We start from the raw sequence: 25,076 nt of genomic DNA, 5'->3' as shown, positions 1-25,076 counted from the left end.
GGGGAGCCCATGGATCAGGCGCCAGGCAGCCGGCCGGACGACGCGCGGAGCGGTCTGCCGGTCTGCTACCGGCATGCGGGTCGTGAGACCGGCGTGCGCTGCACGCGGTGTGAGCGCCCGATCTGCCCCGAGTGCATGGTGAGCGCCTCCGTCGGCTTCCAGTGTCCGGAGTGCGTGCGGAACGGCTCCGGCACGGGGCACGCGCCGGACGCGAACCGGCCCCGCACCCTCGCGGGCGGGACCGTCGTGGCCGACCCGCACCTGGTCACCAAGGTCCTCATGGGCCTGTGTGTCGCGGTGTTCGTGGTGCAGCTGGCCGTCGGGGACCGGTTCACCGACCGGTTCAGCCTGCTGGGGCTGGCGTATGTGCCCGAGCTGGGCTCGGTGGAGGGCGTCGCCGAGGGGCAGTGGTACCGGCTGCTGACCTCGATGTTCCTGCACCTGGACTACTTCCACATCTTGTCCAACATGCTCAGTCTCTGGTTCATCGGCCGGTATGTGGAGGAAGCTCTCGGGCGCACCCGCTATCTCGCGCTGTACCTGCTGTCCGGACTGGCCGGCAGCGCCCTGGCCTATCTGGCGGCGGCCCCCAACCAGCCCTCCCTCGGCGCCTCGGGCGCCATCCTCGGTGTCTTCGGCGCGATCGCCGTCCTGATGCGGCGGCAGCGCTACGACATGCGGCCGATCATGGCGATGCTGGTGATCACGTTGATCATCACCTTCGGGTGGAGCAACGTCTCCTGGCAGGCCCACATCGGCGGCCTGGTGGCCGGTGTCGTCATCGGGTTCGCCATGGTCCACGCTCCACGCGATCGCCGCTCCCTCGTGCAGTACGGCACCTGTGCCCTCGTGCTGGCCGCGATCGTGGTCGTCACGCTGCTGAGGACCGCCCAGCTCACCTGAGCGCGGCCGGGGACCCGCGTTGTCCACAGCGTGTGCCCGATCTTGTGCACACGGTGCGGGAACAACTGTGCCCCCTGCCGTCGACCAGCTTTTCCGCAGGTCAGGCAGGGGGCGAACAAGTTTTCGGTTGCTGGCCGTTCGTCATACCGGCGTCAACGTCCGGAGGGTTATCCACAGATGGTCGTTCTTTTTCCCCACTGTGGAAAAGGGTTGTGGATAACTCGGTGGATACCCCTGGGCAGAGGTGCTCCGCCGGCTACTTCCACTGGGTGGAGACACCGAAGCCGGCGGCGATGAAGCCGAAGCCGACCACGATGTTCCAGTTGCCCAGGGCGTCGACGGGCAGTGATCCGTCGGTCACGTAGAACACGACGATCCAGGCGAGTCCGATGAGGAACATGGCCAGCATCACCGGCGCGACCCAGGCGCGGCTGTTGAGCTTGATGGCGGTCGCCTGCTTCGCGGGCGGCGGCGTGTAGTCGGCCTTCTTGCGGATACGTGACTTCGGCACGAGGGTCTCTCCTGTCGATGCGCTGCGTGGCCGCGCAGGCTGCTGGGTCGGGCTCGGGGCGGCGTACAAGGGGACACTGACCGCTCCCCCGGGCGTCCGTTAGCGTAGTGCTTCTACGGCGCCGAAGGAGATAAGGGTACGTTGAGCAATTCTGCCGACTTCCCCGGGACGGGTTCAACAGGTTCCGCTCCCGGCCGCCGTCCGCGCTTCCGGCCGGTCCGTGTGCTCACCGCCGGTGTCTTCGCCCTCGCGGGTCTCATCTTCTTCACCAGCTTCGACACCGCCAAGGGCACCAACATCCGCACGGACACCTCACTGCTGAAGCTGTCCGACCTCATCCAGGAGCGCAGTCACAAGAACGGCGAGCTGGACGAGTCCAACGCGGCCCTGCGCGACGAGGTCGAGTCACTGGCCGAGGCCGACGACGGAAGCACCCTGGCCGAGGACGAGAAACTGGCCCGGCTCGAGGACGCTGCGGGCACCCAGAAGGTCAAGGGCCGGGCGGTCACGGTCACGCTCAACGACGCCCCGCCGAACGCCACCGCCAAGCTCCCCGGCTATCCGGAGCCCCAGCCCGACTACCTGGTCATCCACCAGCAGGACCTCCAGGCCGTGGTGAACGCCCTGTGGCAGGGCGGCGCCGAGGGCATCAAGGTCATGGACCAGCGGCTGATCTCCACCAGTGCGGTGCGCTGTGTGGGCAACACCCTGATCCTCCAGGGCCGCGTCTACTCCCCGCCGTACAAGATCCAGGCGGTCGGGGATCCCGAGAAGCTCCAGCAGGCGCTCGCCGACTCCCTGGCGATCCAGAACTACATGGTGTACGTCAACGTCTACGGGCTCGGCTGGAAGGTCACCGAGGACGGCACGGTGACGCTGCCCGGCTACTCGGGCACCGTGGATCTGCACTACGCGAAGCCGGTGGAGTAGCCACACCTCGCGGCTTGGTTTCACGTGGAACACGCCGGTGCTTGCAGGGACGGCGACCGTCTCCTTGAAACAGTGCCCCCGAACATCGAGGTGATCGGCCCTGCGCCACGTAAGTCGGGGTGTGCGCGTCCAGGACACCCTCCGACGCCGGCGACGTGCGATCCCGAGTGGGGGCACGGCCACCGGCTGATCATCCGGGCATACCTGGACTCCACACAGCCTGTGGAGGCAGGCGGAGCGAAGGCCCTGCGCCGCTAGTCTGGTGACGTACGGCGTGAGTCTGGTGCCGTGGTGCGACGGAAGGGACGGCATGTACGGCTGGATCTGGCGGCATCTGCCGGGAAACGCGTTGGTGAAGGCGCTGATCTCGATCGTGCTGGTTCTGGCCGTGGTGTATGCCCTCTTCCAATACGTCTTTCCGTGGGCCGAACCGCTGCTTCCCTTCAACGATGTGACGGTGGACAACCAGTGAGCGCACGCATTCTCGTCGTCGACAACTACGACAGCTTCGTCTTCAACCTGGTCCAGTACCTGTACCAGCTGGGTGCCGAGTGCGAGGTCCTGCGCAACGACGAGGTGTCGACGGCGCACGCCCAGGACGGCTTCGACGGTGTTCTGCTGTCGCCCGGCCCCGGCACCCCGGAAGAGGCCGGAGTCTGCGTGGACATGGTCCGTCACTGCGCGAGCACCGGGGTGCCCGTCTTCGGCGTCTGCCTCGGCATGCAGTCGATGCAGGTGGCGTACGGCGGTGTGGTGGGCCGTGCGCCGGAGCTGCTGCACGGCAAGACCTCGCTGGTGGAACACGGCGGCAAGGGCGTCTTCGCCGGTCTGCCCTCGCCCTTCACGGCGACCCGCTACCACTCGCTCGCGGCCGAGCCGGCGACGGTCCCGGCCGAGCTGGAGGTCACGGCGCGCACCCGGGACGGCATCGTCATGGGTCTGCGCCACCGTGAACTGCCCGTCGAGGGAGTGCAGTTCCACCCGGAGTCGGTACTCACCGAGCACGGGCACCTGATGCTGGCCAACTGGCTGGTGGAGTGCGGCGACCAGGGTGCCGTGGCGAGGTCGGCGGGGCTCGCCCCGGTGGTGGGCAGGGCCACGGCGTGACCGCAGTGCGCCCCGAGCGTGAGGATCTGTACGGCGGCACGCCGTACGAGCCTCCCATCGACGAGGAGACGGTGGCGCTGCGGGTACCGCAGTCGCCCGGGTCCGTGTTCGGCGGCGATTCCCTGTCCGCTTCTGGAGCCTCCGCGGCCCCTCCTGTCGCGGGAACCCCGGCGGGAGGCCGGGCGGCCCGCAGAAAGGCCGCCAGGGGCCGCCACGGGCGCCACGGGGGTCACGGTGACCACGACAGCCAGGGCGGCCGTGGTGGCCCCGAGGGGCCGTCGGGAACAGCGGCGCGGCCCCTCTCACGGGTGGAGGCCCGCCGGCAGGCGCGGGCCCGCAGGCCGAGTGCGGCGGTCGTCGCCAGCCGGGCGGTCGGCGAGGTGTTCATCACCACCGGTGTGCTGATGCTCCTCTTCGTCACCTACCAGCTGTGGTGGACGAACGTCCGGGCGCACGCGCAGGCGGACAAGGAGGCCAGCAGCCTCCAGGACGACTGGGCGAGCGGCAAGCGCAACCCCGGCACCTTCTCGCCGGGACAGGGCTTCGCCATCCTGCACATCCCGAAGCTGGACGTGGTGGTGCCGATCGCCGAGGGCATCAGCAACAAGGGGGTGCTCGACAAGGGCATGGTCGGGCACTACGGCGAGGACGCGCTGAAGACGGCCATGCCCGACGCGAAGACCGGCAACTTCGGGCTCGCAGGCCACCGCAACACACACGGTGAGCCGTTCCGGTACATCAACAGGCTCCAGCCCGGCGACGCGATCGTCGTCGAGACGCAGGACGAGTACTACGTCTACAAGATGGCGTCGATGCTCCCGGTGACCTCGCCGAGCAACGTGAGCGTCCTCGAACCCGTGCCGCCGGGATCCGGGTTCACCGGGCCTGGCCGGTACATCACGCTGACGACGTGCACGCCGGAGTTCACCAGCAAGTACCGGCTGATCGTCTGGGGCAAGATGGTCGAGGAACGGCCGCGCAGCAAGGGCAAGCCGGATGCGCTCGTCGAGTAGGCGTGCAGTCGAGTAGGGGCAGATTGAACGTGGCAGCGACCACCGGCGACACCGAGCACACCGGTCACCAGGAGCACAGCGGCACGCGGGACGCCGCCGCCCCGCCCCCGACCCCGCGGCGGCGCGGCGGACCGATCGCGCAGGCGGTCAGCGTTTTCGGTGAACTCCTCATCACGGCCGGGCTGGTGCTCGGTCTGTTCGTCGTCTACTCCCTGTGGTGGACCAACGTGGTCGCCGACCGCAAGGCCGACCGGCAGGGCGACAAGGTCCGCGACAACTGGGCGCAGGAGGCCGGTCCGGGCGCGCTCGACACCAAGGAGGGCATCGGTTTCCTGCACGTGCCCGCCATGGGCAACGGCGAGGTCCTGGTCGAGAAGGGCACCACGTCGAAGATCCTCAACGACGGCGTCGCCGGCTACTACACCGACCCCGTCAAGGCCACGCTCCCGACCAGCGGCAAGGACGGCAACTTCACCCTCGCCGCCCACCGCGACGGCCACGGCGCCAAGTTCCACAACATCGACAAGCTCGGTGAGGGCGACCCGATCGTCTTCGAGACCAAGGACGACTGGTACGTCTACAAGGTGTACGCGGTCCTGCCCGAGACCTCCAAGTACAACGTCGAGGTCCTCGGCGCGGTCCCGGAGGAGTCCGGCAGGAAGAAGGCCGGCAAGTACATCACCCTGACCACCTGCACCCCCGTCTACACGAGCCGCTACCGGTACGTGGTGTGGGGCGAACTGGACCGCGTGGAGAAGGTGGACGCGCAGCGGACGCCGCCGGCGGAGCTGCGCTGAGGATCCCTCCTCAGCCCTGCTGAGCAGAGCAGAAGGCCTCGGGCCCTGCCGGACGGATGATCGTCCGGCAGGGCCCGAGGCCTTCGTGCGGTGGAGGGGCGCGGCGGCTATCCGGAGTTCCCGCCGAAGAAGCCGCCCCCTCCGTTGTTCCCGCCGCCGCCGATGGTGACCAGGTTGACCGTCTGGCCCTTGTTCACCGTGCTGCCCGGGGCCGGGTCGGAGCTGATGACCGTGGCGTTGTCGTCGTCGACGGTGACGTTGCCGACGTTCAGGCCCGCCTGCTGGAGTGCCTTCTTGGCGTCCTTCAGGCTCATGCCCTGGAGGTTGCCCGGAACCTGCGTCTGCTGGTTCTCGGGCGCCTTGCCGATCTGGATCTGGACCTGGGAGCCCTTGGTGGCCTTCGAGTTGGCCTGCGGTGTGGTCGAGATGACCTTGCCGACCAGGTTCTGGTCCTGGGTCTCGACCTCGGTGCAGTTGCCGACCAGGTTGTTGGCCTCCATCTGGGCCTTGGCCTGGTCGCAGCTCTGGTTGAGGACGTCGGGAACGGTCGCCTTGTCCTCCGCCTTGGCGATGGTGAGGGTGACCTTGGAGCCCTTCTCGACCTCGGAACCCAGCTTCGGGTCCTGGTCCAGGACGGTGCCGGGCGCCTCCGTGGAGATCTCGTTCTTGGTCTCGACGACCAGCTGGTACTGGTCGCCCTCGAGGACCTTCTTGGCGTCGTCGAGGCTCTTGCCGAGGACACTGGGCACGGCGACCTTCGGCGCGCCCGTGGACACCACCAGGTTGACGGCGGACTGCTTGTCGACCTCGGCCTTGGGGGCGGGGTCCTGTTCGCAGATGTTGCCCTTGGCCTGGTCCTCGCATGGCTTCTGCGTGACGGTCCCGACCTTGAGGTCGATGTTCGCCAGTTGCTGGGTGGCTTCGGCCTGGGTCTTCCCGATGAGGGTGGGCACGGTCACCGTTTCGTTGCCCGTGCCGTCACCGCTGAAGATCCACTTCCCGATCAGGATCGCGCCCACCAGGACCAGGACGGCGGCGACGATCAGCAGGATCGTGGAGGTGTTGGACTTCTTCTGGCGACGCCGGTCGGGACGGTCGTCGTAGCCGAAGCCGCCGCCGTCCGGGTTCACCGGGGGCATCATCGAGGTGGCGCCGCCGTCGCCGGAGCGCAGCGCGGTGGTCGGCTGGTCGTCCGGGTAGCCGCCGTAGCCGACCGAGCCCATGGCCGCCGTGGCCGCGACGGGCTGGCCGTCGAGGCAGGCCTCGATGTCGGCGCGCATCTCGTCGGCGGACTGGTAGCGGTAGTCGGGGTCCTTGACGAGGGCCTTCAACACGATCGCGTCCATCTCGGGCGTGATCTCGGGGTCGAAGACGCTGGGCGCCTGGGGCTCCTCGCGGACGTGCTGGTAGGCGACCGCGACTGGGGAGTCGCCGACGAACGGCGGCCGTACGGTCAGCAGTTCGTACAGCAGACAGCCCGTGGAGTACAGGTCGGAGCGGGCGTCGACCTGCTCGCCCTTGGCCTGCTCCGGGGAGAGGTACTGGGCGGTGCCGATCACGGCCGAGGTCTGCGTCATCGTCATGCCGGAGTCGCCCATGGCGCGGGCGATGCCGAAGTCCATGACCTTGACCTGGCCGTTGCGCGTCAGCATGACGTTCGCCGGCTTGATGTCGCGGTGCACGATGCCGGCGCGGTGCGAGTACTCCAGGGCCTGGAGGATGCCGATGGTCATCTCCAGCGTCCGCTCCGGCAGCAGTTTGCGGCCGGAGTGGAGCAACTCGCGGAGCGTGGAGCCGTCGACGTACTCCATGACGATGTACGGGATCGAGACCCCGTCGATGTAGTCCTCGCCCGTGTCGTAGACCGCGACGATCGCAGGGTGGTTGAGCGAGGCGGCCGACTGGGCCTCCCGGCGGAACCGGGCCTGGAAGGAAGGGTCGCGCGCGAGGTCCACGCGCAGCGTCTTCACCGCCACGGTGCGGCCGAGGCGGATGTCATGCGCGAGGTAGACCTCGGCCATGCCACCACGGCCGAGCACGTGGCCCAGCTCGTACCGGCCGCCGAGGCGACGCGGCTCTTCCATAGCTACCTACCAGCCCTCTCCGTCGGTCCCGACCGGCACACGTGTGCGGTCGGCGGCTGCCGTCCGGGCATACCGTACCCGGACGGCGCTGTGTGACCTGGCCAAGCCCGTCACCCGATACCGGACCGGTATCGCAACGTGCACCGATGTGTGGGCGACGTGATGGGGGTCACTTCTTGCTGTCGATGACGGCCTTCATCACGTCCTTCGCGATCGGGCCGGCGAGGCCGCCACCGCTGATGTCGTCACGGTTGGCGGCGCCGTCCTCGACGACGACCGCGACGGCGACCGGCGAGCTGCCGTCGGCCAGCTTCGCGTAGGAGATGAACCAGGCGTACGGCTTTTCCTTGTTGTTCAGGCCGTGCTGGGCGGTACCGGTCTTGCCGCCGACCACGACGCCGGAGATCTTCGCCTTGCCGCCGGTGCCCTGCGGGTCGTTGACGACCGTCTCCATCATTTCCTGGAGCTTCTGCGCGGTCTCCGAGGACACCGCCTGGGACAGCTCCTGCGGCTCGGTCGTCTCGATGGTGTCGAGGTTCGCGGCCTTGAGCTGGTCGACCATGTACGGCTTCATCAGCTTGCCGTCGTTGGCGATGGCCGAGGCGACCATGGCCATCTGGAGCGGGGTGGCGCGGTTGGAGGCCTGGCCGATGCCGTCCATGGCGTTCTGCGGCTTGTTGTCCTCGGGGTAGACGCTCTCGGAGGCGCGGACCGGGGTGTCCAGCTCCTTGTTGTTGTAGCCGAACTTCTGTGCCTGCTCGATCATCTTCTCGTTGCCGACGGTGTCGGACAGCTTCGCGAAGACGGTGTTGCAGGACACCATGAGCGCGTACCGCAGGCTGGCGTTCTCGCACACGCCGTGCTCGTTGGTGAGGTCGGTGGTGGTGCCCGGCAGCTGGTACGGGTCCGGGGTCTTGGTGGCGTCGTCGATGCCGGAGGCCACGCCGTTCTCCAGTGCCGCGGCCGCGGTGACGACCTTGAAGGTGGAGCCCGGCGGGTAGGTCTCGCGCAGCGCCCGGTTCAGCATCGGGTCGTCGGGGTTGTTCTTCTTCTGGACCGCGCTCCACGCCTCGGCGTCCTTGTCGGAGGCCCCGGCGAACTTCGACGGGTCGTACGACGGCGTCGAGACCAGGGCGAGGATCTTGCCGGTGGCCGGGTCGATCGCGGCGACGGCGCCCTTCCTGCTGCCCAGCCCCTTGTACGCGGCCTTCTGCGCGGCGGCGTTGAGGGTGGTGACGACGCTGCCGCCCTCCTTCTTCTTGCCCGTGAGCATGTCGAGCGTGTTGCGGAAGAAGAGCCGGTCGTCGTTGCCGGTGAGGATGCCGTCCTCGAGCTTCTCCAGCTGGTTGGCGCCGAAGGCCTGCGAGGAGTAGCCGGTGACCGGTGCCCACATGGCGCCGTCGGTCCAGGTGCGCTTGTACTTGTAGTCGCCGCTGGTGGTCTCGACGGAGCCGGTGATGGCCTTGCCGTCGACGATGATGTCGCCGCGCGGGGTGGCGTAGCGGGCGATGTTGACGCGGCGGTTGTCGTCGTCGGAGGCCAGGCTGTCGGCCTTGACGTACTGGAGGTAGTTGTCGCGCAGCAGCAGCGTGAGGATCAGGAGTCCGCAGAAGATCGCGATCCGGCGCAGGGGCTTGTTCATGACGGGCGGACCACCTGGGTCATCTCGGCGTCGGGGTTGGAGGCGGGGGCCGGGGCCGGACGGCGCGCGGTGTCGCTGATCCTGATCAGGATGCCGATCAGAGCCCAGTTGGCGATGACGGAGGAACCGCCGTAGGCCAGGAACGGCATCGTCATACCGGTCAGCGGGATGAGGCCCATCACACCGCCCGCGACGACGAACACCTGGAGGGCGAAGGCCCCGGAGAGGCCGATGGCGAGCAGCTTGCCGAACGGGTCGCGGGCGGCGAGGGCGGTGCGCACGCCGCGTTCCACGATCAGGCCGTACAGCAGCAGGAGCGCCATGAGACCGGCCAGGCCCAGCTCCTCGCCGAAGGTGGCGAGGATGAAGTCGGAGTTGGCGGCGAACCGGATCAGCTCGGAGTGGCCCTGGCCCCAGCCGGTGCCGAGGGTGCCGCCGGAGCCGAACGCCCACAGTGCCTGCATCGCCTGCTCGGAGTGGCCCGCCTGGCCCTGCCGGGAGAGCATGTACTCCTTCATCGGGTCGAGCCAGGCCTGGACGCGCTGCTGGACGTGCGGCTCGAAGCTGGCCACGCCGACCGCGCCGCCCGCCGACATCAGCAGACCGAAGACGATCCAGCTGGTCCGCTCGGTGGCGACGTACAGCATGATGATGAACATTCCGAAGAACAGCAGCGAGGTGCCGAGGTCCGTCTCGAAGACCAGGATGAGGATCGAGATGAACCAGACCACCAGGATCGGGCCGAGGTCGCGGCCGCGCGGCAGGTACAGGCCCATGAAGCGGCGGCTGGCGAGTGCGAGGGCGTCGCGCTTGACCATCAGGTAGCCGGCGAAGAACACGGCCAGGACGATCTTGGCGAACTCGCCGGGCTGGATGCTGAAACTGCCGACCTGGATCCAGATCTTGGCGCCGTAGATGTTCTTGCCGAGGCCCGGTACCAGCGGCAGCAGCAGCAGGAACAGCGCGCCCACCATGGAGATGTAGGTGTAGCGCTGGAGGACGCGGTGGTCCTTGAGGAAGATCAGCACCACGACGAAGAAGGCGATGCCCATCGCCGTGTACAGCAGTTGCCGGGGGGCGGCGTTGCCGGCCTGGTCGATGGACTGGAGCAGCTTGGACTGGTCCAGCCGCCAGATCGCCACGAGCCCGAGGCCGTTCAGCAGCGTCGCCAGCGGCAGCATCAACGGGTCTGCGTACGGCGCGAACTTGCGGACGACCACGTGGGCGACGCCGGCCAGCAGGCCGAGGCCCAGGCCGTAGCTGAGCAGGCCGGCCGGCACCTGCTCGTTGAGGGCGAGGCCCACGTTGGCGTAGGCGAACACCGGGATGAGGACGGCGAACACCAGGAGCGCCAGCTCGGTGTTGCGCCGGCTCGGCGTGCCGATCGAGCCGATCGTGGACGTGTGGTGCGTCGACGTGTTGGTTGTACTGCTCATCGTGTGACGGGGCCTCTCACGGCTTGCCTATTGCTTACCGCACAGCGAGACGACCTTCTGCTCATCCTCCGAGAGGGTGGGGCCGGCGCCGGGAGTGGCGGTCGCTGATGTGGACGGAGACGCGGACGGGGACGGCGCCGATCCCGACGGGGTCGGGGTCGGCGATGCCTTGGACGTGAGGGAGACGGGAGTGGTTCCCGTGGTGCCGCCGGCCCCGCCCTCACCGGTCGTGGATCCGGCCGCGCTGGGGGTGGCGGCGGTCGCGGTGGTCGCCTCCGCCTGCTTGCGGCACGCGGACGCCTGTACGGCCAGTTCGTCGATCTTCTTCTGGGCGGTGGACCGGCTGCCCTCGGCGATCGTGGCCTCGACCAGCTTCTGCTGGTACTGCGGCAGGTACTTGAGTTCGATCTCGGGGTGGTCCTTCTCGACCTTCGAGAGCGAGACCCAGGCCAGGTCCTGGCTGATGCCCCGGTACAGCGCGACGTGCTCGCCCTTGGTGCCGACGTAGTACTGGGTCTGGGTCCAGCGCCAGCCGGAGTACAGCCCGCCGCCGATGACGGCGAGGGCGAGACCGCCGTACAGGGATCTCTTCAGCCACCGGCGGCCCTTGCGGGGCTTGACGAAGTCGTCGTCGGTGTAGTCGCCGAAGCCGTCGGTGGGGATGAAGCCGGTGACGTCACCGGAGCCGGGCGGGCCGAACTCGCCGCCGCCCTGCCCGCGGCCCTGCCGGCCGAGGCCGGAGGCGCGGCCGGCGGGGGTCTGCATGATGCCGTTGACGTGCGGCTGGTTCTGGTTCTCGGCGACGGCGCCGACCACGACCGGGGTGTCGGACAGCTGCCCGGCGAGGGTGTCGCCGGTGTCCAGGTCCAGCACGTCGGCGACGATCACCGTGATGTTGTCGGGGCCGCCGCCGCGCAGCGCGAGCTGGATCAGCTCCTGCACGGTCTCCTGCGGGCCCTGGTAGCTGGCGAGGGTGTCCTCGAGCGTCTGGTGCGAGACGACGCCGGACAGGCCGTCGGAGCAGATCAGATAGCGGTCGCCGACCCGCACCTCACGGATCGACAGATCCGGCTCCACGTGCTCCCCGCTGCCCAACGCCCGCATCAGCAGCGAGCGTTGCGGGTGGGTGGTGGCCTCTTCCTCGGTGATCCGGCCCTCGTCGACGAGGCGTTGCACCCAGGTGTGGTCCTGCGTGATCTGGCTCAGTGCGCCGTCCCGCAGCAGGTAGGCGCGCGAATCGCCGACATGCACGAGCCCCAGCCGCTGGCCGGTCCACAGCAACGCGGTCAGCGTGGTCCCCATGCCCTCGAGCTGGGGATCCTCCTCGACCAGCGAACGCAGCTGGTCGTTGGCGCGCTGCACGGCCGTGCCGAGCGAGGTGAGGACGTCGGAGCCGGGCACGTCGTCGTCGAGGGCGACGATGGTGGAGATGGCTTCGGAGGAGGCGACCTCACCTGCGGCGGCGCCGCCCATGCCGTCGGCGATGGCGAGCAGGCGCGGACCGGCGTAACCGGAGTCCTCGTTGCCCTCCCGGATCATGCCCTTGTGCGATCCGGCGGCGAAGCGCAGTGACAGACTCATGCCCACCTCGCCCGTCGGCCCCGGGTACAGCCGGTCGTGTCGAGCCACACTGCCCACCCTCCGGTCGGGAGCGCGCCGGGGCCCTGGGTGCCGGCCGACCTGGCGTGCTCGCTCCGCTCGCGCTCACTCATGATGTAGCACTACTTCCGCAGCTCGATGACGGTCTTGCCGATACGGATCGGCGCACCCAGCTGGATCGGTGTGGGAGTCGTCAGCCGCGTTCGGTCGAGGTACGTGCCGTTGGTGGAGCCCAGGTCCTCGACGATCCACTGGCCGTCGCGGTCCGGGTAGATCCTGGCGTGGCGGCTGGAGGCGTAGTCGTCGTCCAGCACGATGGTGCTGTCGTGCGCACGGCCCAGGGTGATGGTCTGGCCCTGGAGCGCGACGGTCGTGCCGGTGAGGGTGCCCTCGGACACGACCAGCTTCGTCGGGGCGTTGCGCCCCCTGCGCCCGCCTCCCGCGGCGGGTTGCTGGCGCTGCTGGGGAGGCGCTTGGCGTTGCGCCTGCTGAGGTCGGGCCGCCTCCCGGCGCGCACCGCGCTGGGTGACACGCGTACCGAACAGGTCGCTGCGGATGACCTGCACGGCCACGATCACGAACAGCCACAGTACGGCCAGGAAACCCAGCCGCATGACCGTGAGGGTCAGCTCTGACATTGCCCCCGCTTCACCCTTCGGCTTGCCGGTAAATGATGGTGGTGCTGCCCACGACGATCCGCGAGCCGTCGCGGAGCGTAGCGCGGGTGGTGTGCTGCCCGTCCACCACGATGCCGTTGGTGGACCCGAGATCCTGGATCGTCGAGGGCGTTCCGGTCCGGATCTCGCAGTGCCGGCGGGAGACGCCGGGGTCGTCGATCCGCACGTCGGCCTCGGTGCTGCGGCCCAGCACGAGCGTCGCGCGGGAGATCTGGTGGCGGGTGCCGTTGATCTCGATCCAGTGGCGGGTCCGGGAGCCGGGCGCCGGGGCACCTGCGAGTCCGCCGCCCGCCGGGCGCTGACCGCCGGCCGCGGGCGGGTAGCCGTACCCGCCGGGCCGGCCGCCGGGCGCACCGGGCGGGGGCGCGGCGGGCATGGGGGGCGCGGCCGCCGCGCCGCCGGCCGCCGGTGGATAGCCGTACCCGCCGGGGCGGCCGCCGGGGGCGCGCTCGGGCGCCTGGGGGCCGCTGGCGGAGGAGGCGAGGGTGCGGCTCCGCACGCGGTACAGACCGGTGTCGAGATCGTCCGCCTTCTCCAGGTTGACCTTGATCGGTCCCATGAAGGTGTAGCGCTGCTGCTTCGCGTAGTCGCGGACCATGCCGGCCAGTTCGTCGCCGAGCTGGCCGGAGTAGGGGCTGAGCCGCTCGTAGTCCGGCGTGCTCAGCTCCACGATGAAGTCGTTGGGTACGACGGTCCGGTCGCGGTTCCAGATGGTCGCGTTGTTGTCGCACTCCCGCTGGAGCGCTCCCGCGATCTCCACGGGCTGCACCTCGGACTTGAACACCTTGGCGAAGGTGCCGTTGACCAGACCCTCGAGACGCTGCTCGAATTTCTTCAGGACTCCCATGGGGCACCTCCTCCGTCGTGACTTGCGTCCCGTGTCCTGCTGCCTACCTGGTACTGCTTACTGATCGTATCCACGCGCCGGTGAATCGGCCGGTTCCCCCTGTCGGCTCCGCCGACCGGTGTCGACGGCGTCCTTTGCGCGTCCTTCGCTCGTTCTTCTGCCCAGGATCGTAGAGGCGGCCGAGGACCAGTGTCCCGCACCTGACTGTGGAGCTCGCCCGCCTACCGGGGAGACGGCCGCCATAGGTACGAGGTTGATACGTGAACCGGTCGTCGCCGAGACGTACGGAGGTTGCCGGGGGCCTCTCGCGGTGACCTCTGCCCCGCAAGGAGGGATGTGAACGCACCCTGGCCCACGTGCTAATGTTCTGCATGTCGGAAGGCGCCGGGCCGCAAGGCCAACACCCTGATGACACACCCAATGCGCGGGTGGCGGAATAGGCAGACGCGCTGGATTCAGGTTCCAGTGCCCGAAAGGGCGTGGGGGTTCAACTCCCCCCTCGCGCACAGTTGAAAGCCCCGTAGGTCTTCGGATCTGCGGGGCTTTCGCGTGTCCGGGGGCGTGGATGTGTGCGGCATGCGTGGACGCAGGGGCAGGGAGGTCCGGACGCGTGCAGGCGAGGGGGTCCGGATGCGTGGATGCAGCTCGCGCGCGTGAGGTATCTCACGGGGGCAGGGCAGAGCGAGCAGGCGCGGACAGGGTGGACCTGGCGGACGGGGCGGGTGGTCGTGGTCGAGGGGCGTCCTGCGCGGGTGGGAGGGACGGTGTCGCGTGCGGGCGGGGCGGTGCCGGGATGGTTGTCCACAGCCTCGGACGGGTTTCGGCTGTCGGCGGTACGGTCTGCAGCAGTTGTTGTTCGTCCGGGTGCGGGGGAGGCGGTCGTGGTGACAGAGGTCGGTGCCGGGGTGGGCGCGGGTGCGGACGAGGGCGCGGTCGAGGGTGCGCGGGCGATCCGGGGCGAGGGTTCGCGCCTTCCCCGGCCACGGGGGTTCGCCGAGTGGCCCGCCGCGGGTTCGCCGAAGGAGGAGGGCAAGGCCCTGCGCCGCCGGGTGCCGCGCGCGGCACACGCCGGGCTCGACCTGGACCCCTCCCGCCCCGACGCGGTGACCGCGGTCGAGGAGTCCAGCCGGGGTCGCCTTCCCGAACTCACACCTATCCGGGTGGGGCGGATGGCTGCCACACCGTTCGCGTTCCTGCGGGGTTCGGCGGGCCTCATGGCCCATGATCTGGCCCGCACCCCGATGACCCGCGTCACGGCGCAGATCTGCGGCGACGCGCACGCCGCCAACTTCGGGCTGTACGGCGACGCCCGCGGCGGCCTGGTCATCGACCTGAACGACTTCGACGAGACGGTCGACGGCCCTTGGGAGTGGGACCTCAAGCGGCTGGCCGTGTCCCTGGTGCTCGCGGGCCGGGAGGCCGGCGCCGACGAGGACACCTGCCGCCGGGCGGCGTACGACACGGCCGGCGCCTACCGCCGCACCATGCGCCTGCTGGCTCGGCTTCCGGTGCTGGACGCGTGGAACGCCATCGCCGACGAGGAACTCGTCTCGCACGCCGACGCCCGCGACCTGCTGGGCACGCTGGAGCGGGTCTCGGAGAAGGCGCGGGCCAACACGAGCGGGCGGTTCGCCGCGAAGTCGACCGAGTCGTCCCCGCAGGGCGGGCGCCGCTTCGTCGACGCGGCACCGGTGCTGCGGCGCGTCCCCGACGCGGAGGCCGCTGCGGTGGCCGTGTCCCTCGAGCAGTACGTGACCACGCTGCCGGAGGACCGGCTGCCCCTGCTGGCCCGGCACGCGGTGCACGACGTCGCCTTCCGCATCGTCGGCACGGGCAGCGTGGGCACCCGGTCCTACGTCGTCCTGCTGCTGGACCACCGGGGCGAGCCGCTCGTGCTCCAGGTGAAGGAGGCGCGGCGCTCGGTGCTGGTGCCGCACCTGGCGAGCGCCGGTTTCGAGCCTTCGGCCGTCGAGCACGAGGGGCGGCGGGTGGTCCTCGGGCAGAAGCGCATGCAGGTGGTCAGCGACTCCCTGCTGGGCTGGACCACGGTCGAGGGCCGGCCCTTCCAGGTCCGGCAGTTCCGCAATCGCAAGGGCAGTGTGGACCCCGCCGCTCTCGCCGCCGACGAGGTCGACGACTACGGCCGCATGACCGGCGCCCTGCTGGCCCGTGCCCACTCGCACAGTGCCGACCCGCGACTCATCGCCGGCTACTGCGGCAAGAACGAGGAACTGGACGAGGCGATGGCCGCCTTCGCGGTGGCCTACGCCGACCGCACGGAGGCGGATCACGCGGACTTGGTGACGGCGGTACGGGCGGGGAGGATCGCGGCGGAGACGGGGGTGTGAGCGCGGCATGAGGGGCGTTCGGTGAAGTACGTCGAGCTGGACGGCCGGGTCGGTGACCTCTTCGGGGTCCTCGATCCGAGGCCGTACCTGGAGCGGTTGCCGGTGCTGGGCGGGCAACTGCCTCCCGGGGCGCGCGCGTTCGCCACCGATCCGGATCACTACGACTTCTCGGCCAGGCGGTGCGTGAAGGATCTCCTGCCGGTGGAGGCCCGCCGGGCGGGAGAGGAGGACCTGGAGATCCGCTTCGGGCACAACTGCTGGAAGCACGACGAGGACCTCGTCGTCCGCTACACGGGCGTCTCTCTTTTCCAGGCCGACGTCCTCGACGTCTGCGCTCTCGACGACGTCGGCGCGGTGATGCTCGACGAGATCCTCCCGCACCCCGGCGGTTGCACCCATGAACTGGCCTGCCGCCCCGGCACGCTCCTCGTGGTCTGCCGGGATCTGGAGGCGGAGTGGGTGGCGGCGGACTGCCCGGAGCACCGGGACTGAGGGGGTCCCCCTCAGGGGTGGCCTACGCTGGTCGGGTGACGACCCCCGAAGCTGAGCAGTCGCGGCCCGAGGAGCGGCTCGAGAAAGCCGTGCGGGCCGCTGAGCAGGCGCTGATCGAGTTCGAGATCGCGGTGGAGACCTTCCGCGTCGAGGTCGAGAACTTCTCGCGGCTCCACCACCAGAAACTCGGTCCGATGTACGCCCGGCTCGATGAGCTCGAGGCGCAGATCGCCGAGGCCACGGCCGCCCGCACCGGTGATCCGGAGGACCTGCGCAAGGCGGACGAGGCGCGGGCCCGGGTCATGCCGATGCCCGGGGTCGAGGAGCTGTTCCACGGTTGGATGGACGGCAACGGGCTGTTCCCGGAGGCCGAGGCCATGCTCACGGACCAGTCGGTGCGGCCGCCGCAGCGGGTGCGGCCCAGCGACGAGGCCCGCAAGCTCTACCGGGAGCTGGCCCGCAAGGCCCATCCCGACCTGGCACAGGAGGATGCGGAGCGGGCGCGGCGTGAGGAGTTCATCACGCGGGTCAACGCCGCCTACGCCCGGGGCGACGAGGCCGCGCTGCGGGAGCTGGCCGAGGAGTGGGCGGCCGGTCCGGCCCTCGAGGAGCGGCGGCCGAGCCCCAGCGAGGAGCTGTACGCCCGGCTGGAGTGGCTCGCCGAGCGCAAGGAGATGCTGGCGCTGGTGGCCCGGGAGCTGGAGGAGGGCGCGATCGGCGCGATGCTCCGGATGGCGCCGGACGACCCCGACCGGCTTCTGGAGGAGATCGCCGAGCAGCTCCTGGCCGAGGTGGCGAAGCGGGAGACCGAGCTGGCGGAGCTGACGGGCTGAGGGGCATCCGGTTCGGGGGTGGCGATTCGGGTCCGCAGCCGGCCCTGTCGTTCGGCGGCGGGACTGGCGGTCCGGTTCTGTCGGTCCGGGGCCGGCGGTCTGGGGTTGCCCTTCGGGGCCTCCGCTCTGACCTGCCGTTCGGCGGAGGGGCTCGGCCGCCGGGTGTCCGGCGCGGTCCCGGGGCGGAGCCCGGCGGCGGGGCCGTCGGTGGGCGCGGGGCATCGGACCTGCGGCGGGGCCGACGGTGGGTGCGGGGCGTCCGGTAGCGTCGGGGGCATGAGTTTCGGAGCTGGTGTGCCCACGGTCGGGGTCGAGGACCTCAAGGACGGCGACTTCCTGCTGGACGTCCGGGAGGACGACGAGTGGAAGGCGGGCCATGCCGAAGGGGCACTGCACATTCCCATCAGCGAGTTCGTCGCGCGTTACGGCGAGCTGACCGAGGCGGCTCCGCAGGACGGGCGGGTCCATGTGATCTGCCGCTCCGGTGGCCGTTCCGCCCAGGTCACCATGTACCTCGCGCAGCAGGGCGTCGACGCGGTGAACGTGGACGGCGGCATGCAGCACTGGTCGGCCGTGGGCCGCCCGGTCGTCACCGACGACGGGCAGCCCGGCTTCGTTCTGTAGTCCCGCAGCCGCACGGGCTGGATCTGCGGGTCCGTGTGGCGGTGAGCGGGTGGAGGTCGGCCGAGGGCGTGGGCGGCCGGCAGGTCGCCCAGGGCCTCCTCGTGCGCCACCGCGGGCTCCGGGGAGAGCTTTCCGCGTGTGTGGCCCACGCGTGGTGGCGGTGCAGCGGACGGCCGACGTCGGCGAAGACGCCTCGCGCGGCCCCGACCGCCGCCCGCTGCTCCTCGGGAAAGCCGAAGGCCACGGCCTGTTTCTCCGACGCGTCAGCCGATCTGACGTACCGTCAGGACAGGGTGGGTTCTGGAAGAAGGGAACGGGAACGGCCGGGCGCCGTGCACCGGCCGTCGCCGTGTCCTTCCCGGCTCACCGGTCGAAGTCCACCTCCACCGCCTCGGTGAGGGGATGCGACTGGCACGCCAGTACGTAGCCGGCCTCGGTCTCCTCCGGTTCCAGCGCGAAGTTGCGGTCCATACGCACCTCGCCGGCGACGAGGAAGGCCCGGCAGGTTCCGCACACCCCGCCCTTGCAGGCGTAGGGCGCGTCGGGCCGGTTGCGCAGCACCGTCTCCAGGACCGACTCGCCGTCCGCCACGGCCCAGCTGCCGCCGCGGCCGTCGAGGCGGGCGGTGACCGTGCTGTGCGCCGGGGCGGGGGTGGTGGACGCGGGGGCTGTGACGTCCACGTGGAAGATCTCCTCGTGGATGCGGGCGCGGGCGACGCCGAGCTCTCGCAGGGCCCGCTCCGCGCCCTGCACCAGGCCGAACGGCCCGCACAGGAACCAGCCCGCCACGTCCGCCACGGGCAGCAGCGCCGGCAGCAGCCCGGTCAGCCGTTCCCGGTCCAGCCGCCCGGACGGCAACCCGGCCTGCTGCTCCTCCCGGGAGAGCACGGTGACCAGGTGCATCCGCTGCGGATAGCGGTCCTTGAGGTCGGCGACCTCCTCCAGGAACATCGTCGACGCTGCCGTACGGTCGCTGCGTATCAGGCAGAACCGGGCCTCGGGCTGGCGGGCCAGCAGGGTGGAGACGATCGACAGCACCGGGGTGATGCCGCTGCCGCCCACGATCGCCGCGTACAGACCGGGTGCGGGATCGAGGGTGAACCGGCCCGCCGGTGTCATCACCTCCAGTTCGTCCCCGACGTTGATCTCCTTGAGCGCGTAGGTCGAGAAGGCGCCGCCCTCTACCAGCCGCACGCCCACCCGCAAGGTGCGAGGGCCCTCACCGCCGGGCTCCGGCGCGAGTGAGCAGATCGAGTACGTCCGCCGGATCTCGGTCCCGTCGGCCCTGCGCCGCAGGGCGAGGTGCTGGCCCGGCGCGTGCCGGTACTCCTCGCGCAGTGCGGCGGGGACGGTGAGGGTCAGGGCCACGGAGTCGTCGGTGAGCCGGTCCACCGCGGCCACGGGGAGCGGGTGGAAGCGGGCCATCACAACTCCTTGAAGTGGTCGAAGGGTTCACGGCAGGCCAGACAGCGCCGCAGCGCCTTGCAGGCGGTGGAGGAGAAACGGCTGAGCAGTTCGGTGTCGGCAGAGCCGCAGTGGGGGCAGCGGACCGGGTCCTGCTCAAAGGTGCGGGTCGGTCCGAGGGTGAGGCCGACCGGTCCGGCCGTGCGCTGCGCGCGCGGCGGCGCGATGCCGAACTCCCGCAGTTTGCGACGGCCTTCGGCGGAGATGTCGTCCGTCGACCAGGCGGGGGTGAGGACCGTGCGCACGGTGACCTCGCGGACGCCGTGGTCGCGCAGCGCCCGCTCGATGTCCGTGGACATCGCCTCCACGGCCGGGCAGCCGGTGTAGGTCGGGGTCAGTTCGACCTCGACGGCGTCCGTGTCGCGCACATGGACCGCGCGCAGGACGCCCAGCTCCTGGAGGGTGAGCACGGGCAGCTCGGGGTCGGGCACCGAACCGGCGACCGCGAGGAGTTCCGCCTCCAGGGGGGTGAGGGTCACCATGACGCCCCCGGGTGGCTGCGGTGCAGGTGCTGCATCTCGGCGAGCATCCGTCCGAAGGGCTCCGTGTGCAGGCCCTGACGGCCCGCGCCCGCGCGCCATGCTCCGGTCCGCGGCCCCTCGGGCAGCTCCAGTCCGGCCCGGCGCAGCACGGCTTTGACCGACTCCAGCCAGATGGTCTCCAGGTCGGCCGGGCCGGTGTCGACGCCGTCCACCGGCTGGAACATCTCGCCGGTGAACCGCCACAGGGCGTCGCAGGCCCGCCGCATCCGCTCGTGGCTGACCTCGGTGCCGTCGCCGAGGCGCAGGGTCCACTGCTCGGCGTGGTCGCGGTGGTAGGCGACCTCCTTGACGGCCTTGGCCGCGAGCCCCGCGAACGGCCCGTCCTTGGCGGCCAGTCGGTCGTAGAGCAGGTGCTGGTAGGTGGAGAAGTACAGCTGGCGGGCGATGGTGTGGGCGAAGTCGCCGTTGGGCTGCTCCACCAACTGGAGGTTGCGGAAGGCGCGTTCCTCGCGGAGGTAGGCCAGTTCGTCCTCGTCGCCGGCCATCGACAGCAGGATGCGGGCCTGGCCCAGCAGGTCGAGGGCGATGTTGGCGAGAGCGACCTCCTCCTCCAGCGCGGGCGCGTGGCCCATCCACTCCCCCAGACGGTGGGAGAGCACCAGAGCGTCGTCGCCGAGGGCGAGAGCGGCGGTGTTCGTGTGCGCGGCCGTGGTCACAGGTGCTTCACCCCCTCCGGGATCTCGTAGAAGGTCGGGTGCCGGTACGCCTTGTCGGCTGCCGGGTCGAAGAACGGGTCCTTCTCGTCCGGCGAGGAGGCGGTGATCGCGGCGGAGGGCACGACCCAGAGCGAGACGCCCTCGCCGCGCCGGGTGTACAGGTCGCGGGCGTTGCGCAGGGCGAACTCCGCGTCCGGCGCGTGCAGGCTGCCCGCGTGGGTGTGGGAGAGGCCGCGGCGCGAGCGCACGAAGACCTCCCACAGGGGCCAGTCGGTGTTCGTCATGCCTGCTTCGCTCCCGTCCCACGGCTCTCGCGGCTCTCGTCGTCTTCTCGGCTGTGCTTGGCCGCGTGGGCCGCGGCGGCCTCCCGGACCCAGGCGCCCTCTTCGTGTGCCCGGGTGCGCTGGGTGAGCCGCTGCTCGTTGCACGGGCCGTTGCCCTTGAGGACTTCCTTGAATTCCGCCCAGTCGATCGGGCCGAAGTCGTGGTGGCCGCGCTCCTCGTTCCACTTCAGGTCCGGGTCGGGGAGGGTGAGGCCCAGTGACTCGGCCTGCGGGACGCAGATGTCGACGAAGCGCTGGCGCAGTTCGTCGTTGGAGTGCCTCTTGATCTTCCAGGCCATCGACTGCGCGGAGTGCGCGGACTCGTCGTCGGGCGGGCCGAACATCATCAGTGAGGGCCACCACCAGCGGTCCACCGCGTCCTGGGCCATCGCGTGCTGTTCGGGGGTGCCGCGGCTGAGGGCCAGCAGCAGTTCGTATCCCTGGCGCTGGTGGAAGGACTCCTCCTTGCAGACGCGGATCATCGCGCGTGCGTACGGGCCGTAGGAGCAGCGGCACAGGGGGACCTGGTTGGTGATCGCGGCGCCGTCCACCAGCCAGCCGATCGCGCCGACGTCGGCCCAGGTCAGGGTGGGGTAGTTGAAGATCGAGGAGTACTTCTGGCGGCCGGTGTGCAGCTTGTCCAGCAGTTCCTCGCGGCTCGTGCCGAGCGTTTCGGCGGCGCTGTAGAGGTACAGACCGTGGCCCGCCTCGTCCTGGACCTTCGCCATGAGGATGGCCTTGCGGCGCAAGGAGGGCGCGCGCGTGATCCAGTTGGCTTCCGGCTGCATGCCGATGATCTCGGAGTGGGCGTGCTGGGCGATCTGGCGGACCAGCGTCGCGCGATAGGCGTCGGGCATCCAGTCGCGTGGCTCGATGCGTTCGTCGGCGGCCACCGCGGCGTCGAAGGCGCGCTCCCGGGCGTCCTGCTCGCCGTCGGCGGTTTCCCGGCCGCCGTACCGCTGTGTGCGGGCCGTCTGGTGCGCGGCTGCTGTCGCCATGCGGTCCCCCTCGACCTCGGGCTCTCTCCGAGCCTTCTCCCGACCGATCGTTCGGTCCGTGCGATTCCATGGTGAGACGGCCGTCGTAAGGTGTCAACCGCTGTGGACAACCTGCCGGCGTCCCCGGGGGAAACTCGGGCGGCCCGTCTGCGGCGGGGCCTCGCGGCGTACCGGGCCGGCCCCGCTCGGGGGGAGGGCTGCGCGGGACGGGCCGGGCTGAGTACCGTTCCGTGCGACGACTGTGCGACGGCCGTGCGAAGGCCGTCCCGACCCGTGCTCGCGCACGCGGTGCGCGAGAGCGGGTCGACGTGGACGGACGCGCCGACGGGTACGAACGGGTCACCGTGGCCCGGCGAGCAGGCGCAAGACGGACCGGAACCGGGGAACGGGGCGGAATGAACGCGTACGACGGAGGTGCCGGCCCCCCGCGGGAGGCCGAGGCGCCGCGAGGGCCGCGGGCGTCGACGGAGGAGCAGCGGGTGCGGGGTGGCCGGTCCGGTGTCCGGACCGAGGCCGCCGGGGGGGACCTGTCCGGTGCCCGGACCGAGGCCGCCCAGGACGACCTGTCCGGCGTCCGACCCGGGGCCGTGCAGGAGGGGCCCCCGGACGGGCCCGAGCCACGGGGCGGCGTTGCCGCTCTCTCCCCGCGCTACCAGGTCGTCGCCGCCTTGGCGGTCGCCGTCGTCGCGGTCGCCGTCTGTGTCCACGTCGGCATGGTGTTCCTCCATGTCGCGCCGTCCAACACGGTCACCAAGGCGCACGGCAAGGCGATCGACGAATACATCTACCCGGAGTTCGAGCAGAACTGGAAGCTCTTCGCGCCCAACCCGCTCCAGCAGAACATCGCCGTCCAGGTCCGCGCCGACGTCCGCACCGCCGACGGCACGGCGCGCACCACCGGCTGGTTCGACCTGTCCGCCCAGGACGGCCGGGGCATCGACGGCAACCTGGTGCCGAGCCACACCCAGCAGAACGAGCTGCGCCGATCCTGGGACTTCTACGTCGGCTCGCACGACTCCGACAACCGCTCGTCGGGTCCGCGCGGCACCCTCGCCGAGACCTACCTGCGCAACATCGTCGTGCTGCGGCTGGAACGCGGCGAGGCGGCCGGCCGGGGCGGCACCATAGAACGCGTCCAGGTCCGCTCCCGCACCACCAACGTGCCGGCGCCCTCCTGGAGCACCGACAAGGTCTCGTCGAAGCCGGTCTACCGGGTGCTGCCCTGGTGGCCACTGGCCGCCGGTGACACCGAGGGAGGCGCGCGGTGAACCGGTTCTCCCTGTCGGTGTCCGCCGTGATCGCGCGCGTCACCGGGTCGGCGCTCGGGCCGTACCAGAGCGCCGTGGTCCGCATCGGGTTCAGCCTGACCTGGCTGTTGTTCCTGCTGCGCGAGCTTCCCCACCGTGCGGAGCTGTACGGTCCCGACGGCCCGTGGAGCTGGGAGCTGGCCCGGCGGCTGATCGACGACAACGGCGCCTTCACAGCCCTGATGTGGTCGGACGGCCGGGGCTGGTTCGAGGCGGTGTACGCGCTGTCGGTCCTGTCGAGCCTGCTGTTGCTGCTGGGCTGGCGCACCCGCACCATGTCGGTGCTGTTCATGGTGGGCGTGCTCTCGCTGCAGAACCGCAGCGTCTTCGTGGGCGACGGCGGCGACAACGTCCTGCACCTGATGTCGATGTACCTGGTCTTCCTGCGCTGCGGCCGGGTCTGGTCGCTGGACGCGCGGCGGGAGCGGCGCGCGGCCGAGGCACGCGCGCGGGGGGAGCGCGTCACCGACCGGCTCGGGCCCGCCCTGTGGAGCGTGTTCGGCGTGGCGCTGGTCACGGTGACCGCGGGCGGCCGGTTCGACGGCGACTGGACCGTGCCGGCGATCCTGTGGACGGTGTGGGCCGCGCTGGGCGTGCGGTGGGCCGTCACGCGCCTCGCGACGTCCGCGGAGCCCCGGATCCTGCTCGACGTGATCACCGACATCCTGCACAACGGTGCCCTGCTGGTGATCATGGCGGAGGCCTGTCTGATCTACGCGACGGCCGGCTGGTACAAGATCCAGGGCTCGCGCTGGCAGGACGGCACCGCCGCCTACTACCCGCTGCACCTGGACTACTTCTCCCCCTGGCCGGCGCTCGGTGATCTGCTGTCGTCCAGCGGCACCATGGTGATGCTCGTGACGTACGGGACGGTCGTCGTGCAGGTCGCCTTCCCGTTCACCCTGTTCAACCGGCGGGTGAAGAACGTCCTGCTCGTCGTCATGATCGCCGAGCACACCGCGATCGCGGTGCTCCTCGGGCTGCCGTTCTTCTCCCTGGCGATGATCGCGACGGACGCGGTCTTCCTGCCGACGTCGTTCCTGCGGAGGCTGGGCGGCTGGGCCGCGCGCGTGTGGGAGGCGTTGCTGCCTCGGCGCGGTGCCGCGGTGCCCGGGCAGCGGGGGGCGCACGAGCCCGAGGACGCCGAGCCCAGCCGCGTAGGCTTCCCGGCATGACCGATCCCGATCCGCTCGGCCGGTGGCGCCGGCTCGCCGGCGGCTGTGTGCTGCTCGACGGCTTCCACGCCGTGAAGCACGCCCTGCGCTTCGGGGCCGAGGTGCCGGTGGCGGTCGCCGTGGACCGGCGGGCGGCGCTCGCCCTCGCCGAAGATCTCGCCCCCGACGTGAGGGCGACACTGGAGGCGCTCCTGACGGAGGTGCCGGAGGCGGTCTACGCCTCGCTGGTGCCGCGGCCGCATCCCACCGCCGTGGCCGCCCTGGCGCTACGGCCCTCCCGCGAGGCCAATCTGCGGGTACTGTCCCGCACGCCCCGCCCTGCGCCCGTCGTGGTCCTCGACGATCCGCGCAACCTCGGCAACGCGGGTGCCGTGATCCGGCTGGCCGCCGGTTTCGGGGCGACCGGCGTGGTCACCACCGGCACGCTCGACCCCTGGCACCCGACCGTGGTGCGCGGCGGCGCCGGGCTGCACTTCGCGACCGCCGTCGAGCGGCTGACCGCCGACGAGCTGCCGGCCGGGCCGGTGTTCGCGCTCGACCCGGAAGGGGAGGACATCCGGGGCGTGGAGCTCCCGGACGACGCCGTCCTCGCCTTCGGTTCGGAGCGCAGCGGGCTGTCCGGGGCGCTGCGCGCGCGGGCCGACCACCTGCTGTCCCTGCCGATGCGCCCCCAGGTCTCCAGCTACAACCTCGCGACCAGCGTGGCCATGACGCTGTACCACTGGAGCGCGACCGGGGGCGCCCCGCGCGCGTAGGCCCCGCGCGGGT

Annotated in this window: 25 protein-coding genes, 1 tRNA gene and 1 pseudogene; 15 read left to right on the top strand and 12 right to left on the bottom strand. The window is 70.7% G+C overall.

The features are described 5' to 3' along the window. Window positions 1–9 precede the first annotated feature (9 nt). Window positions 10–903 carry a rhomboid family intramembrane serine protease gene (locus ACGFQC_RS11145; protein WP_363087688.1) on the top strand — a complete coding sequence of 298 codons (894 nt, stop codon included), beginning with the start codon at window positions 10–12 and terminating at the stop codon, window positions 901–903. A gap of 256 nt (window positions 904–1,159) precedes the next feature. Here the strand turns inward: ACGFQC_RS11145 and crgA are convergent, their stop codons facing one another. Then, the gene (crgA, locus tag ACGFQC_RS11140) at window positions 1,160–1,414 is read right to left on the bottom strand and encodes a cell division protein CrgA (protein WP_363087687.1); all 255 of its coding nucleotides are present in this window, start codon (window positions 1,412–1,414) and stop codon (window positions 1,160–1,162) included. A 141-nt stretch (window positions 1,415–1,555) separates the two neighbouring features. Between crgA and ACGFQC_RS11135 the strand changes: the two genes are divergently transcribed. From ACGFQC_RS11135 to ACGFQC_RS11110, 6 genes and pseudogenes are all read left to right on the top strand, one after another. Then, the gene (locus ACGFQC_RS11135) at window positions 1,556–2,344 is read left to right on the top strand and encodes a DUF881 domain-containing protein (RefSeq protein ID WP_363087686.1); all 789 of its coding nucleotides are present in this window, start codon (window positions 1,556–1,558) and stop codon (window positions 2,342–2,344) included. 66 nt (window positions 2,345–2,410) lie between these two features. Next, window positions 2,411–2,602, top strand: a pseudogene (locus ACGFQC_RS11130) (class E sortase); the annotation flags it as partial. A gap of 4 nt (window positions 2,603–2,606) precedes the next feature. Then, entirely contained in the window at window positions 2,607–2,816 is a 210-nt protein-coding gene (locus ACGFQC_RS11125) for a hypothetical protein (protein ID WP_393288131.1), read from the top strand. Continuing rightward, window positions 2,813–3,451, top strand: coding sequence for an aminodeoxychorismate/anthranilate synthase component II (locus ACGFQC_RS11120; RefSeq protein WP_363087684.1), 639 nt, complete (start codon window positions 2,813–2,815; stop codon window positions 3,449–3,451). The genes ACGFQC_RS11125 and ACGFQC_RS11120 overlap by 4 nt, the downstream gene beginning before the upstream one ends. Then, window positions 3,370–4,464 carry a class E sortase gene (locus tag ACGFQC_RS11115; protein WP_393288124.1) on the top strand — a complete coding sequence of 365 codons (1,095 nt, stop codon included), beginning with the start codon at window positions 3,370–3,372 and terminating at the stop codon, window positions 4,462–4,464. Before ACGFQC_RS11120 ends, ACGFQC_RS11115 begins: the two co-directional genes overlap by 82 nt. Window positions 4,465–4,493: 29 nt before the next feature. Then, the gene (locus ACGFQC_RS11110) at window positions 4,494–5,261 is read left to right on the top strand and encodes a class E sortase (protein ID WP_393288064.1); all 768 of its coding nucleotides are present in this window, start codon (window positions 4,494–4,496) and stop codon (window positions 5,259–5,261) included. 107 nt (window positions 5,262–5,368) lie between these two features. On the opposite strand, the gene pknB is transcribed toward ACGFQC_RS11110, so the two are convergent. The 6 genes from pknB to ACGFQC_RS11080 all read right to left on the bottom strand — a co-directional run bounded on the left by pknB (window position 5,369) and on the right by ACGFQC_RS11080 (window position 13,546). Next, a complete protein-coding gene (pknB, locus tag ACGFQC_RS11105; RefSeq protein WP_363087681.1) occupies window positions 5,369–7,345 on the bottom strand; it encodes a Stk1 family PASTA domain-containing Ser/Thr kinase in 1,977 nt (658 codons plus the stop codon). A 169-nt stretch (window positions 7,346–7,514) separates the two neighbouring features. Next, a complete protein-coding gene (locus ACGFQC_RS11100; RefSeq protein ID WP_363087680.1) occupies window positions 7,515–8,987 on the bottom strand; it encodes a penicillin-binding transpeptidase domain-containing protein in 1,473 nt (490 codons plus the stop codon). Beyond that, window positions 8,984–10,423: an FtsW/RodA/SpoVE family cell cycle protein gene (locus ACGFQC_RS11095; protein ID WP_363087679.1), complete on the bottom strand. Its 1,440-nt coding sequence runs from the start codon at window positions 10,421–10,423 to the stop codon at window positions 8,984–8,986. The genes ACGFQC_RS11100 and ACGFQC_RS11095 overlap by 4 nt, the downstream gene beginning before the upstream one ends. Before the next feature lie 27 nt (window positions 10,424–10,450). Then, on the bottom strand, window positions 10,451–12,004 hold the full coding sequence (locus ACGFQC_RS11090; protein ID WP_363087678.1) for a Stp1/IreP family PP2C-type Ser/Thr phosphatase: 1,554 nt from the start codon (window positions 12,002–12,004) through the stop codon (window positions 10,451–10,453). 140 nt (window positions 12,005–12,144) lie between these two features. Further along, window positions 12,145–12,660 (bottom strand): FHA domain-containing protein, encoded by a 516-nt coding sequence (locus tag ACGFQC_RS11085; protein ID WP_363087677.1) that lies wholly within the window; start codon window positions 12,658–12,660, stop codon window positions 12,145–12,147. Window positions 12,661–12,670: 10 nt separating this feature from the next. Beyond that, window positions 12,671–13,546 carry a DUF3662 and FHA domain-containing protein gene (locus tag ACGFQC_RS11080; protein WP_363087676.1) on the bottom strand — a complete coding sequence of 292 codons (876 nt, stop codon included), beginning with the start codon at window positions 13,544–13,546 and terminating at the stop codon, window positions 12,671–12,673. 422 nt (window positions 13,547–13,968) lie between these two features. Between ACGFQC_RS11080 and ACGFQC_RS11075 the strand changes: the two genes are divergently transcribed. The 5 genes from ACGFQC_RS11075 (at window position 13,969) to ACGFQC_RS11055 (ending at window position 17,843) form a co-directional block, all read left to right on the top strand. Then, a tRNA-Leu gene (locus ACGFQC_RS11075) sits at window positions 13,969–14,052 on the top strand. A 378-nt stretch (window positions 14,053–14,430) separates the two neighbouring features. Beyond that, window positions 14,431–15,894 carry a DUF2252 domain-containing protein gene (locus ACGFQC_RS11070; RefSeq protein WP_393288122.1) on the top strand — a complete coding sequence of 488 codons (1,464 nt, stop codon included), beginning with the start codon at window positions 14,431–14,433 and terminating at the stop codon, window positions 15,892–15,894. Between the two features lie 21 nt (window positions 15,895–15,915). After that, the gene (locus ACGFQC_RS11065) at window positions 15,916–16,386 is read left to right on the top strand and encodes a hypothetical protein (protein ID WP_363087675.1); all 471 of its coding nucleotides are present in this window, start codon (window positions 15,916–15,918) and stop codon (window positions 16,384–16,386) included. A 17-nt stretch (window positions 16,387–16,403) separates the two neighbouring features. After that, window positions 16,404–17,219: a J domain-containing protein gene (locus ACGFQC_RS11060; protein WP_393288061.1), complete on the top strand. Its 816-nt coding sequence runs from the start codon at window positions 16,404–16,406 to the stop codon at window positions 17,217–17,219. Window positions 17,220–17,513: 294 nt separating this feature from the next. Next, window positions 17,514–17,843: a rhodanese-like domain-containing protein gene (locus ACGFQC_RS11055; protein ID WP_363087721.1), complete on the top strand. Its 330-nt coding sequence runs from the start codon at window positions 17,514–17,516 to the stop codon at window positions 17,841–17,843. Window positions 17,844–18,206: 363 nt separating this feature from the next. On the opposite strand, the gene ACGFQC_RS11050 is transcribed toward ACGFQC_RS11055, so the two are convergent. The 5 genes from ACGFQC_RS11050 to paaA are packed head-to-tail and all read right to left on the bottom strand — an operon-like array spanning window position 18,207 to window position 21,826. After that, window positions 18,207–19,268, bottom strand: a complete 1,062-nt coding sequence (locus ACGFQC_RS11050; protein ID WP_363087673.1) for a 2Fe-2S iron-sulfur cluster-binding protein — start codon at window positions 19,266–19,268, stop codon at window positions 18,207–18,209. Further along, window positions 19,268–19,789 carry a 1,2-phenylacetyl-CoA epoxidase subunit PaaD gene (paaD, locus tag ACGFQC_RS11045; RefSeq protein ID WP_363087672.1) on the bottom strand — a complete coding sequence of 174 codons (522 nt, stop codon included), beginning with the start codon at window positions 19,787–19,789 and terminating at the stop codon, window positions 19,268–19,270. The genes ACGFQC_RS11050 and paaD overlap by 1 nt, the downstream gene beginning before the upstream one ends. Then, entirely contained in the window at window positions 19,783–20,505 is a 723-nt protein-coding gene (gene paaC, locus ACGFQC_RS11040; RefSeq protein ID WP_363087671.1) for a 1,2-phenylacetyl-CoA epoxidase subunit PaaC, read from the bottom strand. Before paaC ends, paaD begins: the two co-directional genes overlap by 7 nt. Further along, on the bottom strand, window positions 20,502–20,789 hold the full coding sequence (gene paaB, locus ACGFQC_RS11035) for a 1,2-phenylacetyl-CoA epoxidase subunit PaaB (RefSeq protein WP_363087670.1): 288 nt from the start codon (window positions 20,787–20,789) through the stop codon (window positions 20,502–20,504). The genes paaC and paaB overlap by 4 nt, the downstream gene beginning before the upstream one ends. After that, window positions 20,786–21,826: a 1,2-phenylacetyl-CoA epoxidase subunit PaaA gene (paaA, locus tag ACGFQC_RS11030; RefSeq protein WP_363087669.1), complete on the bottom strand. Its 1,041-nt coding sequence runs from the start codon at window positions 21,824–21,826 to the stop codon at window positions 20,786–20,788. The genes paaB and paaA overlap by 4 nt, the downstream gene beginning before the upstream one ends. 395 nt (window positions 21,827–22,221) lie before the next feature. On the opposite strand from paaA, the gene ACGFQC_RS11025 reads away from it, so the two are divergent. From ACGFQC_RS11025 to ACGFQC_RS11015, 3 genes are read left to right on the top strand one after another with little or no spacing between them, the layout of a single operon-like run. Then, window positions 22,222–23,094 carry a DUF5819 family protein gene (locus ACGFQC_RS11025; protein ID WP_363087668.1) on the top strand — a complete coding sequence of 291 codons (873 nt, stop codon included), beginning with the start codon at window positions 22,222–22,224 and terminating at the stop codon, window positions 23,092–23,094. Further along, window positions 23,091–24,308 carry an HTTM domain-containing protein gene (locus ACGFQC_RS11020; protein ID WP_363087667.1) on the top strand — a complete coding sequence of 406 codons (1,218 nt, stop codon included), beginning with the start codon at window positions 23,091–23,093 and terminating at the stop codon, window positions 24,306–24,308. The genes ACGFQC_RS11025 and ACGFQC_RS11020 overlap by 4 nt, the downstream gene beginning before the upstream one ends. After that, a complete protein-coding gene (locus tag ACGFQC_RS11015; protein ID WP_363087666.1) occupies window positions 24,305–25,063 on the top strand; it encodes a TrmH family RNA methyltransferase in 759 nt (252 codons plus the stop codon). Before ACGFQC_RS11020 ends, ACGFQC_RS11015 begins: the two co-directional genes overlap by 4 nt. Window positions 25,064–25,076 lie beyond the last annotated feature (13 nt).

Origin of the sequence: Streptomyces sp. NPDC048734 (genome assembly GCF_043198675.1) — a bacterium.
Classification (GTDB): domain Bacteria; phylum Actinomycetota; class Actinomycetes; order Streptomycetales; family Streptomycetaceae; genus Streptomyces.
The sequence above is the reverse complement of the archived record's forward strand: the minus strand, read 5'-3'. Positions and strand labels throughout refer to the sequence as shown.